The organism is Kumtagia ephedrae, assembly GCF_003012745.1.
Taxonomy (GTDB): Bacteria; Pseudomonadota; Alphaproteobacteria; order Rhizobiales; family Rhizobiaceae; genus Kumtagia; species Kumtagia ephedrae.
The window spans coordinates 19,885-34,666 of sequence record NZ_PXYK01000007.1 but is presented as its reverse complement, the minus strand read 5'-3'; the positions used below and the strand labels follow the sequence as shown (position 1 = coordinate 34,666).

Here is a 14,782-nt window from a genome sequence, read left to right as displayed (position 1 = left end):
CATCGCATGACCAGAAAACCGCTCGTCATGATCACCGGCGCCAGCGCCGGCATCGGCCAGGAGACGGCGCGCGTGTTCTCCGCCGCGGGCTATCCGCTGCTGCTGATCGCGCGCCGTGCGGCCCTGATCGAAGCGATGGGCCTGCCCGACTCGCTCGCCGTCGAGGCCGACGTGCGCGACCACGCCGCGCTCGCCGCGGCGATCGAGCAGGGCGAGAAACAATTCGGGCCGGTCGACTGCCTCATCAACAATGCCGGCATCTCGCGGCTCGCTCGCCTCGACGAGCAGGATCCGGAGCAGTGGCGCGACCTGATCGACATCAACTGCATCGGCGTGCTCAACGGCATGCACGCCGTCGCTCTGGGCATGAAGGCGCGGCGACGCGGCACCATCATCAATCTCTCCTCGATCGCCGGCCGAAAGGTCTATCCGCATCACGACGTCTATGGCGGCACCAAGCATTTCGTCCACGCCGTCACGGAAGGCATGCGGCAGACCATGTCGGGCTATGACGTGCGCGTCATGGTGATCTCGCCGGGCGTGACCAAGTCGGAGATCGACAAGACGATCACGCACAGGAACGCCTACGAGTTCTGGAACAAGGGCCGCGAGGCGATGGACGGCGGCATCGACGCCAACCATGTCGCCCGCACCATGCTGTTCGCCTACGAGCTGCCGCAAAACGTCATCCTGCAGGAGATGACGATCACCCACACACGCCAGGAATTTTGAGCAGGATCGATGTTATGAGCGAGGCCAATCCCGATCTCCTGGATTTTTCCGGCAGAACCGTGCTGGTGACCGGCGCCGCCACCGGCATCGGCCGGGCGATCGCGGAAGCCTTTTCGGCACGCGGCGCACGCGTGGCGCTTACGGACCGCGATCCGAAGGTGATCGAAGTCGCGTCGGTACTGGGCGCAAAGCATCTCGGCCATGTCGTCGACGTGACCGACGAGGCCGGCGTCGAGGCGGCGGTCGCCGCGGTGGACAAGGCCTTCGGCCGGATCGACATTCTGGTCAACAATGCCGGCATCGGTCCGCTCGCTCCGGCGGAGAGCTATCCGACGGCCGAGTGGGACCGCACGCTCGGCATCAACCTCAAGGGCGCCTTCCTGGTGGCGCGCGCGGTCGCGCCGGGCATGCTCGAGCGCGGCTTCGGCCGCGTCGTCAACATGGCCTCGCAGGCTTCGGTCATCGGCATCGAAGGCCATGTCGCCTACTGTGCCAGCAAGGCCGGCATCATCGGCATGACCAACTGCATGGCGCTGGAATGGGGACCGCGCGGCGTCACCGTCAACGCGGTGTCGCCGACCGTGGTGGAAACCGAGCTCGGCCTCAGCGGCTGGGCCGGCGAGAAGGGGGATCGGGCGCGCGCCGCGATCCCGACGCGGCGCTTCGCCAGGCCGTGGGAAATCGCCGCCGCGGTCCTCTATTTGGCCAGCGACGCAGCCGCTATGGTCAACGGATCGAACCTCGTCATCGACGTCGGCTACACCATTGCATGACTGTCGCTTTTGGTAGCTAGGCTACATATTTGAGGCTGCTGAATTGTCGACAGGCCGCGCTTGTCGAGCGCAAGACAGAAGTATGCCACGAAATCTGCGTGTGTCGTCTGGAGCGAATTGCCGGATTGGAGTAACGCTACAGAATCTGTGCGATCCATGAATATATGGGGTGAAGTTTGACGACCTATTTCGAACCTGTCGGCTGCGCGATCGACCTCGCCACCGGCGCCATGTCCAACCCGACGGGACAATACAAGAAGCATTTTCGCGATCTCGATGGGCTTTATGGAGACGCCGCCGCCTTCGAGGCGATGCGTGCAGAATGGAACGACCGCGTCGTCTACGACGTGTCGGAGTTCCGTCCCCGCGAAACCGCCGGCGACCTGATCTTCGGCGTCACCCGCATGTCGCCCGGAAAAGTCGGCGACGAGTTCTTCGTGACGCGTGGCCACATCCATCGCAACGCCGATCGGCCGGAGATCTACTACGGCCAGAAGGGCAGGGGGCTGATGCTGCTGGAATCGCCCGCCGGCGAGGTCCGTGTCGTGCCGGTCGAACCCATGACCGTGTGTTACGTGCCGCCCTTCTGGATCCACCGCTCCGTCAACGTCGGCAGCGAGGACCTGGTGATGCTGTTCTGCTATCCCGCCGATTCCGGCCAGGACTACGAGATAATCGCCTGTTCCGGCGGCATGCGCGCCCGCATCGTCGACGACGGGGCGGGCGGCTGGAAAGAGGTCGAGAACCCGGACTGGCGACCGCGCGACGCCGCCACCATCGCCGCCCTGCATCAGGCGAAGCCAGTCGAGGTGTCGATATGAGCGAGGCTTTCGAGAAGGCGGCGGCGCTCGGCGTCGTCCCGGTAATCGCGATCGAGCGCGCCGCCGACGCGGTAGCATTGGCCGACGCCCTGCTCGAGGGCGGGTTGCCGGTCGCCGAGATCACCTTCCGCACGGAAGCTGCGGCGGAGGTCATCGCCACGCTCGCCGACAAGCGTCCGGAGCTGCTGGTCGGCGCCGGCACGGTGTTGACGCCCGAAGCGCTCGACGCGGCGATCTCCGCCGGCGCGCGCTTCGGCCTGGCGCCCGGCTTCGATGCCGAGATCGTCGAGGCGGCGCAGGGGAAGGCTTTTGCCTTCGCGCCGGGCGTGATGACGCCGTCCGACCTGTCGGCGGCGGCACGCCGCAATGTGAAGCTGGCAAAGTTCTTCCCGGCGACCGCCGCCGGCGGCCCGGCGATGCTCGAGGCCATCAGCGCACCCTTCGCCCATCTCGGCATGCGCTTCATCCCGACCGGCGGGATCGGCGAGGACAGCATGGGCGAGTGGCTCAAGCTGAAGAGCGTCGCGGCCATTGGCGGGACGTGGATCGCCAGGAAGGACGATATTAGCGGCGGCCGCTGGAAGGATATCGCCGACAAGGCGCGCCGCTCCGTCGCCTGTGCCAGGGAAATCCGGGAGGGCGGCCGATGACCCGCTACCAGCCGGCGACCGTGCCGACCTTCTATTTCATCGGCGTGACGACGGGAAAAAGCTCGATCATGCGGGTGTTCCCGGCCTGGGCAAGACATCTCGGGCTGGGTGAGTCGGTCATCAAGGGCATGGACTTTCCGCTGCACGCCGACCCGGCCGCCTATCGCGAGGCCGTCGCCTTCATCAAGGACGATCCGCTGTCGCTCGGCGCGCTGGTCACCACCCACAAGATCGACCTGTTCAAGGCGGCGCGCGATCTGTTCGACGTGGTCGACCCGCATGCGACGCTGATGGGAGAGACGAGTTGCCTGTCGAAGCGCGAAGGCAAGCTGGTCTGCCACGCCAAGGATCCGATCTCCTCCGGACTCGCCATCGACGGTTTTCTGCGCCCCGGCTACTTCGCCGAGACCGGCGCCGAGGTCATGTCGATGGGCGCCGGCGGCTCGACCATCGCGCTCACCTGGCACCTCATGCGCAAGGAGCGCGGCGCCGACGTGCCGTCGCGTATCGTCGTGACCAACCGCTCGCAACCGCGGCTCGACGAGATCGCCCATATCCATGCCGAGCTCGGCTCGTCCGTGCTGGTCGAATACGTGCTCGCCAACCGGCCGGAACTCAACGACCGTGCCATGGCCGGCCTGAAGCCGGGCTCGCTGGTGATCAACGCCACCGGACTCGGCAAGGACGCATCGGGCTCGCCGATCACCGATGCCGGCGTCTTTCCGGAGCGCGGCATCGCCTGGGACCTGAACTATCGCGGCGATCTCGTCTTCCTCGACCAGGCGCGGCGCCAGCAGGCGGCGCGCGGGCTGCAGATGGAGGATGGCTGGACCTATTTCATCCATGGCTGGACGCAGGTCATCGCCGAGGTCTTCGACATTACCATCCCGACCTCCGGCCCTGCCTTCGACGAGATCTCGCGGATCGCCGTCGGGGCCGCCAAGGGGTGATATGGTGGAACGCGTCCTCGTCACGCCGCGCTCGCTGAGCGAGAATCCGCCGCCGGAACTCGGACTGCTGACCGAGGCCGGTTTCGAACTGGTCTTTCCGGCGCCCGGCCGCCTGCCGGGCGAGGCGGAGTTGCTGGACCTGGTTCCCGGCTGCGTCGGCTGGCTGGCGGGCGTCGAGCCGGTGTCGCCGCGGGTGGTCGCGGCCGCCGACCGGCTGCGCGCCATCAGCCGCAACGGTACCGGCGTCGACAACCTGCCGCTCCAAGAGCTCGAGCGGCGCGGCATCCGCGTGCTGCGCGCCGAGGGCACCAATTCGGTGGGCGTCGCGGAACTGACCATCGGGCTCATGCTGGCCGTGCTCCGCCAGATTCCCGCGACCGATGCGGGCATCAAGGCCGGGCAATGGCCGCGGCTGCGTGGTGCCGAGGTTGCCGGACGCACCGTCGGGCTGGTCGGCTGCGGCGCCATCGGCCGCCATGTCGCGCGCGTCGTCTCGATTATGGGCGCTGACGTCATCGCCTACGATCCGTTCCGGCCGCCATTCGACATTACCGGCCCGTTCGCCTGGGCCGCGGACGCCGGCGACGTCTTTGCCTGTGCGAATATCGTGACGCTGCATTGCCCCGCCACCCCGGACGGGCGGCCGCTGGTCGATGCGGAACGGCTTGGCCGGATGCGGCGGGGATCGGTGCTGATCAACACCGCGCGGGCCGCGCTGATCGACGAGGACGCCGTCCGCACGGCACTCGACAGCGGTCGGCTCGGCGGCTACGCGACCGACGTCTTCGACCCGGAGCCGCCACTGCCGGGAGGCCTCGCCGCGCATCCGCGCGTCGTGGCGACCAGCCATATCGGCGGGCTGACCAGCGAGAGCGTCGCCAAGGCGACGCGGATCGCCGTCACCAACCTGCTTCAGGCGCTGTGCGCCGAGCCGGTCGCATGACGACGCTTGTCGCGGAACCCTTCGACGGCTCTCTGGCGCAGCGGCTCGCCGGGCAGGAGGCTGCTGACGCCTGCTTCTATTGGCTCGGCCAGGCTGGTTTTCTCCTGGCTTTCGCCGGCCGGCGCATCCTGATCGATCCCTATCTTTCCGACAGTCTTGCCGAAAAATACCGCGGCAAGGCGTTTTCGCACGAGCGCATGATGCCTGCACCCATCTCGACGGCCGAGCTTGGCAAGGTCGATGTCGTGCTGGTGACGCATCACCATACCGACCACATGGACCCGGCGACGCTTGCACCGATCGCCGCCACCAACCCGGATTGCCGTTTCGTCGTTCCGCGCGCCTCGCTCGACGAGGCGCAGCGCCGCATCGGCGTCGGCCACGAGCGGCTGATCGCGCTTGACGCCGGCGAGAATTTCGCCCCCTTCGACGGGGTCCATGTCACCGTCATCCGCGCGGCGCATGAGGCGCTGGAGCGCAGCGCCGAAGGCTGGCACCGCTTCCTGGGTTATGTCGTTCAGGTCGGCGCGGCAAAGCTCTACCATTCCGGCGATACGATCCCTTTCGACGGTCTCGTCGAGGAGGTGGAGGCGCATGCGCCGGATATCGCCCTGCTGCCGGTCAACGGGCGTCGCGCCGAACTGACCGCGGCGGGCATCGCCGGCAACCTGACGCTTTCCGAGGCGATCGACCTCGCCGGCGCCATCGGCGCCGGGCACATGATCGGCCACCACTACGGCATGTTCGCCTTCAATACGGCGCCGGCCGAGGCGATCGACCAGGCTGCGGCGGCCCATACTTGCCGGCCGCAAATCCATAGGGCACGAACAGGAGTGGAATACCGAATTTTTTAGCCGAATCTCCTGAACCCCGAGGGCGACGATGCCTCCAAAACCAAGAATTTCCAGCCCGATCAACGGCAGCGACAACATCCTCGAGGTGGCGCGCACCAAGCGCGACGAACTGCGCAAGTCGGATCGCAAGGTCTGCGACGTCGTGCTTGCCGATCCCAAGCGCATCCTCAACGCCACCGTCGCCGAGACCGCGGAATGGGCCGACGTCAGCCAGCCGACCGTGATCCGCTTCTGCACGTCGATCGGCTGCCAGGGCTATCAGGATTTCAAGCTGCGGCTGGCCCAGAGCCTTGCGCTCGGCACGCCCGCCACCCACTCCGTCATCCTCGACACCGACAGCCCGACCGCCGTCGCCGAGAAGATCTTCGACTACGCTATCACCAGCCTCGACTGGGTGCGCAACCACATCGATCCCCATTCGATCGCGCAGGCGGTCGAAATCCTCGACAAGGCCAACCGCATCGAGTTCTTCGGCTTCGGCGCCTCCGGCATCGTGGCGCGCGACGCGCAGCAGAAATTCCCGCTGTTCGGCGTCCCCTGCGGGGCCGAGATCGATTCGCACCAGCAGGTGATGGTCGTGTCGATGCTGAAGCCGGGCGACGTGGTGGTCGCCATCTCCAACACCGGCGCCACCCGCTCCATCATCGAGGCGGCGCGGCTGGCACGCGAGCGCGGCTGCCAGGTGATCGGCCTCGTCGGCATGAACGGCCCGCTCACCGACCACTGCGACGTGGTCATCCTGGTCGAGACGCTGGAGAACACCAACATCTACACGCCGACCATCTCGCGCATCGCGGCGCTGACCGTCATCGACATCCTGTCGACGGCGATCGCGCTGAGGCGCGGCGACGAGCACATCGAGCGCTTCACCCGCATGAAGCGCCACCTCAGCTATCTCAGGACGACGGAACGGATATGAGCGATGATCGTGTACTCTAGGTACAAACCCTGGAGGGGAGGTGCCGGCTCGTTGGTAGCGCGAAGCCTGGATCAGTCAGTATCGCGCCGGAAACGTTGACATATCTGTAGCGTTGCTACAAAAATCACGCATTGGCCTGCCGGCCAGTAACGCCAGGGAGTGAGGCGTGTCCACATCCATCCGACCGGGCCTGCCGGCTCATCTCGAAGCCCGCAATCTCGCCGCGCTGATCGACATCAGCGCCGTCCAGGCGTTTCACCGGGAAGAGGACGTGCGCGAGCTGGCGCGCATCGCCGCCGAGCACGGCTTCATCGCCGCGCATGTCCTGCCGCATTTCGTGCCGCTGCTGCGCTCGCTGCTGCCGCGCGGCGGCGCCACCATGATCGGCGGTCCCGTCGGCTTCCCCTCCGGCGGCCACACCACCCGCACCAAGGCAGCCGAGGCCGTCGGCCTCGTCGTCGATGGGGCGGAAGAGGTCGACATGATGATCAATGTCGGCCGGCTGAAGTCGGGTGACCTCGCCTATGTCGAGGCCGACATCCGCGCCGTGGTCGAGGCGATCGCTCCGGTGCCGCTGAAGGTCATCCTGGAACTCGCGCATCTGACCGACGAGGAAATCCGTGCCGGAGCCAAGATCGTCGCCGGCAGCGGCGCGGCCTTCGTCAAGACCGGTACCGGCTGGACGCCCAGTGCCACCACGCCCGAAAATATCCGCCTCATCGTCGACACGGTCGGCGATGCCGTGGAGGTGAAGGCGTCCGGCGGCATCCGCAGCCTCGAGACAATCGCCGACATGGTCCGTCTCGGCGTCACCCGCTTCGGCATCAACACAAAAGTCGCGGTCGATCTGGTCCGCCAGTGCGCCGCCTTGCCGGGCGGCCGCCTGGAGATCGCCGGCGTCGCTGCCTGAGCACGTTTCGGGCGGGAGGAAAGAGCATGTCGAAGACCGTTGCGGCATTCGATCTGGGAACGGGCGGGGTCAAGGCCGCCATCTTCCGCCCGGATGGAAGCTGCGTGGCCGAACGGATCGTTTCCTACCAGACCTTCTACCCCTCGCGGTCGCGCCATGAGCAGCGCCCGCTCGACTGGTGGAATGCTGTCGTCGAAAGCCTGAAAGCGCTGCTCGCGGAGCCGGGTGTCGAGGCAGCTTCGATCGGCGCCATCGCGCTGTCCGGCCACAGCCTCGGCTGCGTGCCGCTTTCGGAAAGCGGCGAGCTTCTGCAGGACTTTGTGCCGATCTGGTCGGACGGCCGGGCGGAAGCGGAGGCCGAAACATTCTTTGAATCGGTCGACCGCTCCGCCTGGTATCACACGACCGGCAACGGCTTTCCGGCACCGCTCTATACGCTTTTCAAGATCCTCTGGCTGCGCCGCAACGCGCCCGACGCCTTTGCCCGCACGCGCTGGATCGTCGGCACCAAGGATTTCATCAACTATCGGCTCACCGGTCGCATCGCCACCGACCAGTCCTATGCCTCGGGCACCGGCGTCTATGATCTGAGGGCAGGGTGCTATTCCACCAAATTGCTTGCGGCCGCCGGGCTCGACGGAAATCTGCTGCCGGAGATCGTCGCCTCGACCGATGTGGTCGGCGAGGTGCTGCCGGACATCGCCGATGAGTTCGGCCTGCCGCCTGGCGTGAAGGTGGTTGCGGGCGGCGTCGACAACAGCTGCATGGCACTCGGCGCCTCCACCTTCGGCGAGGGCGACGCCTTCAGCTCTATGGGTTCGTCGAGCTGGCTCACCGTGTCGTCAGCCGAGCCGCTGCTCGACGACGTGGTGAGACCCTATGCCTTCGCCCATGTGGTGCCGGGCATGTTCATCTCGGCCACGTCGATCTTCTCCTCGGGCACCAGCGTCAACTGGGTGCGTGAGAATCTCATGGCCGATATCGAGGCCCGCGCAATCGTGGAAGGCCGCGACGTGCACGAGGCGTTGACCGAACTGGCGCTTGCCGCGCCGTGCGGCGCTCGGGGGCTGCTGTTCGTCCCGACGTTGGGCGGTGGTACCAGTTTCGAGGGCGGGCCCGCGGTGCGAGGCGGATTCGTCGGCCTCGACCTGCAGCACGGCCGCGCCGACATCATGCGCGCGACCCTGGAAGGCATCGCGCTCGGCCTGCGCGTGGCGTTGGACGAATTGCGGCGCATGACGCCGATCCGCGACGAGATGATCATGGTCGGCGGCGGAGCGCGCAGCGCCGTGTGGCGTCATATTTTTGCGGATGTCTTCGGCTGCACGATCCTGAAAACCGGCGTAGATCAGCAAGCGGCAGCACTCGGCGCGGCCGGGCTGGCTCTGGTCGGCATGGGCGCCTGGCCGGACTTCGAGCCGATCCGCGGCCTGCATGTCGCCGAGGACCGCACCCGGCCGGACGTCGAGGCGGCGCCCGTCTATGAGGCGGCTCTGGCCGCCTACCGGGTTGCCGCGCGTCAGCAGGCCGAATTGTCGGGACCACTGTCGGCGCTGCGCACGGTGTCGCAGTAGGGGACGGAAAGGAGGAGGCATGACCACCGATCTGCTGCTTGCCGTCGACGTCGGGACCGGCAGCGTGCGCGCCGCGCTGGTCGACATGCAGGGAAAAATCCTCGAAATCGCCGCGCGCGAGCACGACCAGATCGTGCCGGCCTTCGGCTGGGCCGAGCAGCGTCCCGCCGACTGGTGGGAAGGCGCGCGCTTCAGCATCGCAGCCGTGCTCGACCGGGTCGACAATGCGCGCGAGCGCATCGCCGCGGTCTGCGTCTGCGGGCAGATGCACGGCGTCGTGCTGCTCGACGCCAATGGCGCGCTGACGCGCGAGGCAGCGCCGCTGTGGAACGACAAGCGCTCGATCGACCTGGTGCGGCGCTTCGAGGAAGAAAACGAGCCCGACAGCTATCTCGCCGAAAGCGGCAACACGCCGACGCCGGCCTGGCCGGGCTTCAAGCTGCAGTGGCTGCGCGACAACGAGGCGGAGGCCTATCGGCGGAGCGCCGTCATGCTGATGCCGAAGGACTACGTCAACTACCGGCTGACCGGCGAAATCGCCATGGATACCGGCGACGCTTCCTGCTCCTTCCTGATGAACCCTGAGAGGCGCGACTGGTCGCAGCCCATCATCGACCGCATGGGGCTCGACCGCGCAAAGCTGCCGCCCATCCGCGATCCCCTCGAGATCATCGGCGCGGTAACCGGGACTGCGGCCGGCGAGACCGGATTGCGCGCCGGCACGCCGGTGCTGGTCGGCGGCGCCGACTATCCCGTGGCGATCCTCGGCTCCGGCGTCTGCCGGCCTGGCGTCGGCTCCGACAGCACCGGCACCGGCGCGATCGTCACCGCGATCGCGGAAAAGCCGCTGCTCGATCCGGAAATCTCCAACGTCGCGACGATCGAAGGCAACTGGGCGCCGTTCGTGCTGCTGGAGACCGGCGGCGACGGCATGCGCTGGGCGCGCCGCGCCTTCCACGACCGAAAACTCTCCTATGACGAGATCGTGGCGCGCGCGGCAACCGCGCCGGCCGGCTCGGACGCGCTGTTCTTCCTGCCTTTCCTCACCGGCGAGCGGTTGGGAAAACACCGCAACGCCCGTGCCCAGTTCTTCGGCCTTGGCGCCGCTCACGGCATGGAGCACCTGCACCGGTCCATCCTTGAAGGCATCGCCTTCGCCGTGGCACGCCACATCCGCATCATGGAAACAGCGTCGGGCAAGCCGCTGGAGCGTGTCGTGGCCGCAGGCGGCGGCGCGCGGACAAAACTCTGGCTGCAGATCAAGGCGAGCATCTACGGCATTCCGATTCTCGTTCCGAAGGAGCCGGAATGCGGCATCGTCGGCTGCGCTGCCATGGCGGCCACCGCCATCGGCCGCTTCGGCCGGGTGGAGCAGGCGGCCGAAAACTTCGTCGGCTATGCCGAGGAGATTCTCCCCGATCCGCGCTGGGTCGAGACCTATCGGCTGATGCAGCCGGTCTTCGACAAGCTCTACCACCACAGCCAGGCGCTTTACGACGACATCGATGCGCTCACCGCCGCGACGCGCACCGCCGTGGAATAGGCCGCCCGCCGCGCTGACCCACATTCAAAGACACGCACGTCTTCAGGAGGAAATCATGCAGGACATCATCGGCAGCTTCCGCCCCGGCCTGTTCGCGGGCAAGGCCATCCTCGTCACCGGCGGGTCGAGCGGCATCGGCCTGGCGATCGCGCAGGGTTTTGCCCGCCTAGGCGGTTCGGTGATCGCGCTGGGCAGTTCCGAGCAGAAGCTGTCGGCCGAGCGCGCCAGGGCCGAGAACAAGGGCATCCGCTTCGAGCGCGTCGACGTGCGCGATCCCGCCGCCATCAAGCGCTTCGTCGCCGGTCTCGACAAGTTGGACGTGCTGGTGAACGGCGCCGGCATCGCGCGGCCGGAGGCCGAGTTCGAGGACGACACCTATATCGAGGTCATCGACGTCAACCTGAACAGTCAGATGCGCTTCGCCATGGCGGCGCTGCCGCTGCTGAAGGCTTCGCGCGGCTCGATCATCAACATCGCCTCGATGCTGAGCTATGTCAGCGATCCGCTGGTCCCGGCCTACGGCGCCAGCAAGACCGGCGTGCTCGGCCTCACCCGCCATCTCGCCCATGCCTTCGGCCCGGACGGCATCCGCGTCAACGCCATCTCGCCCGGCTACCACAAGACCGACATGACCAAGGGCCTGTGGACCGATCCCGTACCGGCCGAGAAGATCGCGGCGCGCTCGGCACTTAAGCGCTGGGGCACGGTCGACGACCTGGTCGGCACCGCGTTGTTCCTGTCCTCGCCGGCCGCGGCCTTCATCACCGGCACCGACCTGCCGGTGGACGGCGGCTTCGTCGTCGGCGGTTTCTAGCCGGGGAAGCGGGATGCCGGCTTCACCCGGCACCCCTGCGGCCGTCGCACGCCGGTCAGGATCATGGCGACGTCGCGTGACACCGTCACGTTCCGGATCGTGTAGCTAAACTACAGAAGCTTGCGGCAGCCCGGTAATCAAAGGCCGGACCGGAAATTGTCGACGCATTCTCGATGACCAGCGGACCGGGCCCGTCGGGCGCCAATCCGATTATGTGAAATTCATTCCATGATAAGCATTTGTCCAGAATTACTAGGTAGCCGTCCAAAACCAAAAAGAAATTTCTTTCGTTTTCTTGGAGCCGTCTCCGAGGGATGCCGCCTGCGCCTGGCGCGGCCTGCCTGGCACGGTCATGGATAATCGGGTCACCGCAAAGAATGTAGTTGAATTACAAAAATGCCCTGTTAGCATCCAAAAGAAGGCGCCCATGGAGGAGCGCCGGTTGATGCGTGCCCGGCTGCCGCCGGTCTCGCTTTGGGAGGCAATCCATGAGGAAACATCTTTCGAAACTGACATCGCTGGCTGCCTCGACCGCGCTGGCGCTCGGTCTTTCGGCGGCGGTCCTGCCGGCTTCGGCGCAGGACGCCCCGGTCGACGTCACCATCGGCTGGGTGCCGCCGGACATCACCGGCGTCTTCAAGACGGCCACCAACTTCTTCGAGCTGGCCGCCAAGGACGCCAACCAGCACGGCTTCAACGTGCAGGTGCTCACCCGCTCGCCCACCAGCCCGACGGCCTTCGCCGAGCAGGTCAGCATCATCGAGGACATGATCCAGCGCGGCGTCGACGTCATCGCCGTCTCGCCGGCCGAGGTGGCGACCGTCAAGCCGGCGCTCATCCGCGCCCGCGAAGCCGGCATCCCGGTCATCGTCGTCAACCTGCTCGAGCCGATCGAAGGCGTCGACGTCTCTTCTTATATAGGCTTCGACAACACCCAGGGCGCCGAGGTCAGTGCCTATTCGGTGGTCGACTATTTCGGCGGGCCGGGCGTGCTGGGTGCTGGCGACAAGGTCGAGGTCACGCCGGAGACCTATCTGGACCTAGCCTTCTGGAAGGATCTCGCGTCAAAAATGTCCGACGAGGACAAGGCCAAGATCAAGGCGCGCGGCGCCATCATCGAAGGCGTCGCCGGCGGTTTCTTCTCGACTGCCCGCCTCAACGGTTTCCGCGAGGTGCTGAAGCAGTTCCCGGGCATCGAGATCGTCGGCAACACCTGCGCCGGCGACTGGAACCGCGAGAAGGGCACGCGCTGCGCCGAGGACATCCTGCAGGCCAATCCGGGCAATCTCGACTTCATCTGGGCGGCGTCCAACGAGATGGGTCTCGGCGCCATGCTGGTGGCCGGCTCGCAGGGACGGCTGGAAACGGTCGAGGACGGCGCCACCGTCGGCGATGCCAAGGTTGCGATCTTCACCAACGATGTGACGCCGGAATCGGTGGACCGCATCGCTGAAGGCAAGATGATCGCCGAGACGACGCATGGCTTCGCCGATTGGGGCTGGTTCGGCACCAAGTTCGCGGTCGAACTCGCCTGCGGCATCGAGGTCGACAAGACTTTCGATATCCGCCCGCGCACCGTCTACCAGGTGAATGCCCGCAACTTCTATCCCGATCCCAAGCTCGAGGCGATCGACTGGGCGGCGATCAGGACGAACTGCAAGAAGGGCGGCTGAGCCCACTCCCAGGACGGGCGGGGTGGAACCATCCGCTCCGCCTGACCGCACGCAGACCGGCAGGCATTCGCATCGGCGCCCCTCCGGCGGCGGCCGATGCGTTCCTGTTGCCGCAGGATCGGGACGAGGACGTGAGCGACCATAAGATACTCTTGAAGCTCGACAGGATCGAGAAGCGCTTTCCGGGCGTGCTTGCGCTGAAATCGATCTCGCTCGACGTCCGCGCCGGCGAGGTGCAGGTGCTGCTCGGCGAGAACGGCGCCGGCAAGTCGACGCTGATGAAGATTCTTGCCGGCGAGTACCAGGCGACCGGCGGCACGATCACCATCGGCGACCGCACCGTGTCGACGCTTACCCCGGAACTCGCAGCCGAACTCGGCATCGGCCTCGTCCATCAGGAGCTCAGCCTGGTGCCGGCGCTGAGCGTCACCGAGAATATCTTTCTCGGCCGCATGCCGCGCGGTCCGCTCGGCAAGATCGACTGGGGCAAGGCGCATGCCGAGGCGCGGCGCGCATTGGCGGCGCTCGGCGTCACCATCGATCCGGCGACCGAGGTGCGCCGTCTGGAAGTGGCCGAGCAGCAGCTGGTCGAGATCACCCGCGTGCTGGAGCGCGGGCCGCGCATCCTCCTGCTCGACGAGCCGACATCGGCGCTGTCCGACGGCGAGCGCAGCCGTCTGTTCGACGTCATCCGCCGGCTCAAACAGCGCGGCCACGGCATGATCTACATCTCCCACCACCTCTCCGAGATCCCGATGATCGCCGACCGCGTCACCGTGCTGCGTGACGGTATCGTCATTGACACGCTGCCGGCCGACAAGGCCGACGAGGAGACGGTGATCGGCATGATGGTCGGCCACAGCCTCGCCGACCAGTTCCCCAAGGTGAAGGTGGAGCGCGGCAAGCCGACGCTCTCGGTCGACCGGCTTGCTTCCGGCAAGACGCTGAAGGACATTTCCTTCACCCTGCATCGCGGCGAGATTCTGGGCGTCTACGGCCTGATGGGGGCAGGGCAGGCGGAGATCGCCGCAGCACTCTTCGGCCTGCAGGATCTGAAGTCCGGCACGATAGAGGTCGACGGCCGGCCGGTGCATTTCCGCTATTCCTCCGACGCGATCGCCGCCGGTCTCGGCCTGATCTCGCGCGACCGCCGCCAGAGTCTCGTGCCGATGCAGCCGGTCGGGCCCAATCTCAGCCTGTCCTGGCTTTCCGGGCGCAGCCTGCTGTCGCGGCTGGATCTCAAGCGCGAGCGCACGGAGAGCGAGCGCTATGTCAGGGAGCTGCGCGTGCGGCCGGCCTCGCTGGCGCACCGGCTGATGTTCTTCAGCGGCGGCAACCAGCAGAAGGTGATCCTTGCGCGCTGGATGTCGAGCGGCGCCAAAATCCTCATCTTCGACGAGCCGACGCGCGGCATCGATGTCGGCGCCAAGGCCGAGGTGTTCGCGCTGATGAGCCGGCTTGTGGCGGACGGTGCTTCCATCCTGATGATATCGTCGGAGCTCAACGAGCTGATCGGCATGGCCGACCGCGTGCTGGTGATGCGGCACGGGCGGCTATCGGCGGAACTGCCGCGGGAACAATTGTCGCAGGAGAACCTGCTGCGGCACGCAAGTTAGAAAAAGGTGT

General features: G+C 66.6%; 14 protein-coding genes. All 14 read left to right on the top strand.

The window, feature by feature from the left end:
• The first annotated feature begins 6 nt into the window (after window positions 1-6).
• Window positions 7-732 (top strand): SDR family oxidoreductase, encoded by a 726-nt coding sequence (locus C7I84_RS08940; protein ID WP_106771829.1) that lies wholly within the window; start codon window positions 7-9, stop codon window positions 730-732.
• 14 nt (window positions 733-746) lie between these two features.
• The gene (locus C7I84_RS08935) at window positions 747-1,505 is read left to right on the top strand and encodes an SDR family oxidoreductase (protein ID WP_106771828.1); all 759 of its coding nucleotides are present in this window, start codon (window positions 747-749) and stop codon (window positions 1,503-1,505) included.
• A gap of 176 nt (window positions 1,506-1,681) precedes the next feature.
• Complete coding sequence (locus C7I84_RS08930) at window positions 1,682-2,326, top strand: glucose-6-phosphate isomerase (RefSeq protein WP_106771827.1); 645 nt, start codon at window positions 1,682-1,684, stop codon at window positions 2,324-2,326.
• Window positions 2,323-2,976 carry a bifunctional 4-hydroxy-2-oxoglutarate aldolase/2-dehydro-3-deoxy-phosphogluconate aldolase gene (eda, locus tag C7I84_RS08925; RefSeq protein WP_106771826.1) on the top strand — a complete coding sequence of 218 codons (654 nt, stop codon included), beginning with the start codon at window positions 2,323-2,325 and terminating at the stop codon, window positions 2,974-2,976. The genes C7I84_RS08930 and eda overlap by 4 nt, the downstream gene beginning before the upstream one ends.
• Window positions 2,973-3,926, top strand: a complete 954-nt coding sequence (locus tag C7I84_RS08920) for a shikimate dehydrogenase family protein (protein WP_106771825.1) — start codon at window positions 2,973-2,975, stop codon at window positions 3,924-3,926. Before eda ends, C7I84_RS08920 begins: the two co-directional genes overlap by 4 nt.
• Window positions 3,927-3,930: 4 nt before the next feature.
• Entirely contained in the window at window positions 3,931-4,869 is a 939-nt protein-coding gene (locus C7I84_RS08915; RefSeq protein WP_106772008.1) for a phosphoglycerate dehydrogenase, read from the top strand.
• Window positions 4,866-5,723, top strand: a complete 858-nt coding sequence (locus C7I84_RS08910) for an MBL fold metallo-hydrolase (protein ID WP_106771824.1) — start codon at window positions 4,866-4,868, stop codon at window positions 5,721-5,723. Before C7I84_RS08915 ends, C7I84_RS08910 begins: the two co-directional genes overlap by 4 nt.
• Before the next feature lie 28 nt (window positions 5,724-5,751).
• Window positions 5,752-6,642: an SIS domain-containing protein gene (locus C7I84_RS08905; protein WP_106771823.1), complete on the top strand. Its 891-nt coding sequence runs from the start codon at window positions 5,752-5,754 to the stop codon at window positions 6,640-6,642.
• A 166-nt stretch (window positions 6,643-6,808) separates the two neighbouring features.
• Entirely contained in the window at window positions 6,809-7,552 is a 744-nt protein-coding gene (gene deoC / locus C7I84_RS08900) for a deoxyribose-phosphate aldolase (RefSeq protein WP_106771822.1), read from the top strand.
• Between the two features lie 26 nt (window positions 7,553-7,578).
• On the top strand, window positions 7,579-9,126 hold the full coding sequence (locus C7I84_RS08895) for a xylulokinase (protein WP_106771821.1): 1,548 nt from the start codon (window positions 7,579-7,581) through the stop codon (window positions 9,124-9,126).
• Window positions 9,127-9,145: 19 nt separating this feature from the next.
• The gene (locus tag C7I84_RS08890) at window positions 9,146-10,669 is read left to right on the top strand and encodes a xylulokinase (RefSeq protein WP_106771820.1); all 1,524 of its coding nucleotides are present in this window, start codon (window positions 9,146-9,148) and stop codon (window positions 10,667-10,669) included.
• Window positions 10,670-10,724: 55 nt separating this feature from the next.
• Complete coding sequence (locus tag C7I84_RS08885) at window positions 10,725-11,483, top strand: SDR family NAD(P)-dependent oxidoreductase (protein ID WP_106771819.1); 759 nt, start codon at window positions 10,725-10,727, stop codon at window positions 11,481-11,483.
• A 488-nt stretch (window positions 11,484-11,971) separates the two neighbouring features.
• Window positions 11,972-13,156, top strand: a complete 1,185-nt coding sequence (locus C7I84_RS08880; protein ID WP_106771818.1) for a sugar ABC transporter substrate-binding protein — start codon at window positions 11,972-11,974, stop codon at window positions 13,154-13,156.
• Window positions 13,157-13,287: 131 nt separating this feature from the next.
• Window positions 13,288-14,772 carry a sugar ABC transporter ATP-binding protein gene (locus C7I84_RS08875; RefSeq protein WP_106772007.1) on the top strand — a complete coding sequence of 495 codons (1,485 nt, stop codon included), beginning with the start codon at window positions 13,288-13,290 and terminating at the stop codon, window positions 14,770-14,772.
• The last annotated feature ends 10 nt before the right edge of the window (window positions 14,773-14,782 follow it).

Coding starts and splice junctions, on each gene's coding strand:
- C7I84_RS08920 (WP_106771825.1), top strand. CDS start 2,973: ATGACCCGCTACCAGCCGGCGACCGTGCCGACCTTCTATTTCATCGGC.
- C7I84_RS08905 (WP_106771823.1), top strand. CDS start 5,752: ATGCCTCCAAAACCAAGAATTTCCAGCCCGATCAACGGCAGCGACAAC.
- eda (WP_106771826.1), top strand. CDS start 2,323: ATGAGCGAGGCTTTCGAGAAGGCGGCGGCGCTCGGCGTCGTCCCGGTA.
- C7I84_RS08910 (WP_106771824.1), top strand. CDS start 4,866: ATGACGACGCTTGTCGCGGAACCCTTCGACGGCTCTCTGGCGCAGCGG.
- C7I84_RS08880 (WP_106771818.1), top strand. CDS start 11,972: ATGAGGAAACATCTTTCGAAACTGACATCGCTGGCTGCCTCGACCGCG.
- C7I84_RS08940 (WP_106771829.1), top strand. CDS start 7: ATGACCAGAAAACCGCTCGTCATGATCACCGGCGCCAGCGCCGGCATC.
- C7I84_RS08885 (WP_106771819.1), top strand. CDS start 10,725: ATGCAGGACATCATCGGCAGCTTCCGCCCCGGCCTGTTCGCGGGCAAG.
- C7I84_RS08895 (WP_106771821.1), top strand. CDS start 7,579: ATGTCGAAGACCGTTGCGGCATTCGATCTGGGAACGGGCGGGGTCAAG.
- C7I84_RS08935 (WP_106771828.1), top strand. CDS start 747: ATGAGCGAGGCCAATCCCGATCTCCTGGATTTTTCCGGCAGAACCGTG.
- C7I84_RS08890 (WP_106771820.1), top strand. CDS start 9,146: ATGACCACCGATCTGCTGCTTGCCGTCGACGTCGGGACCGGCAGCGTG.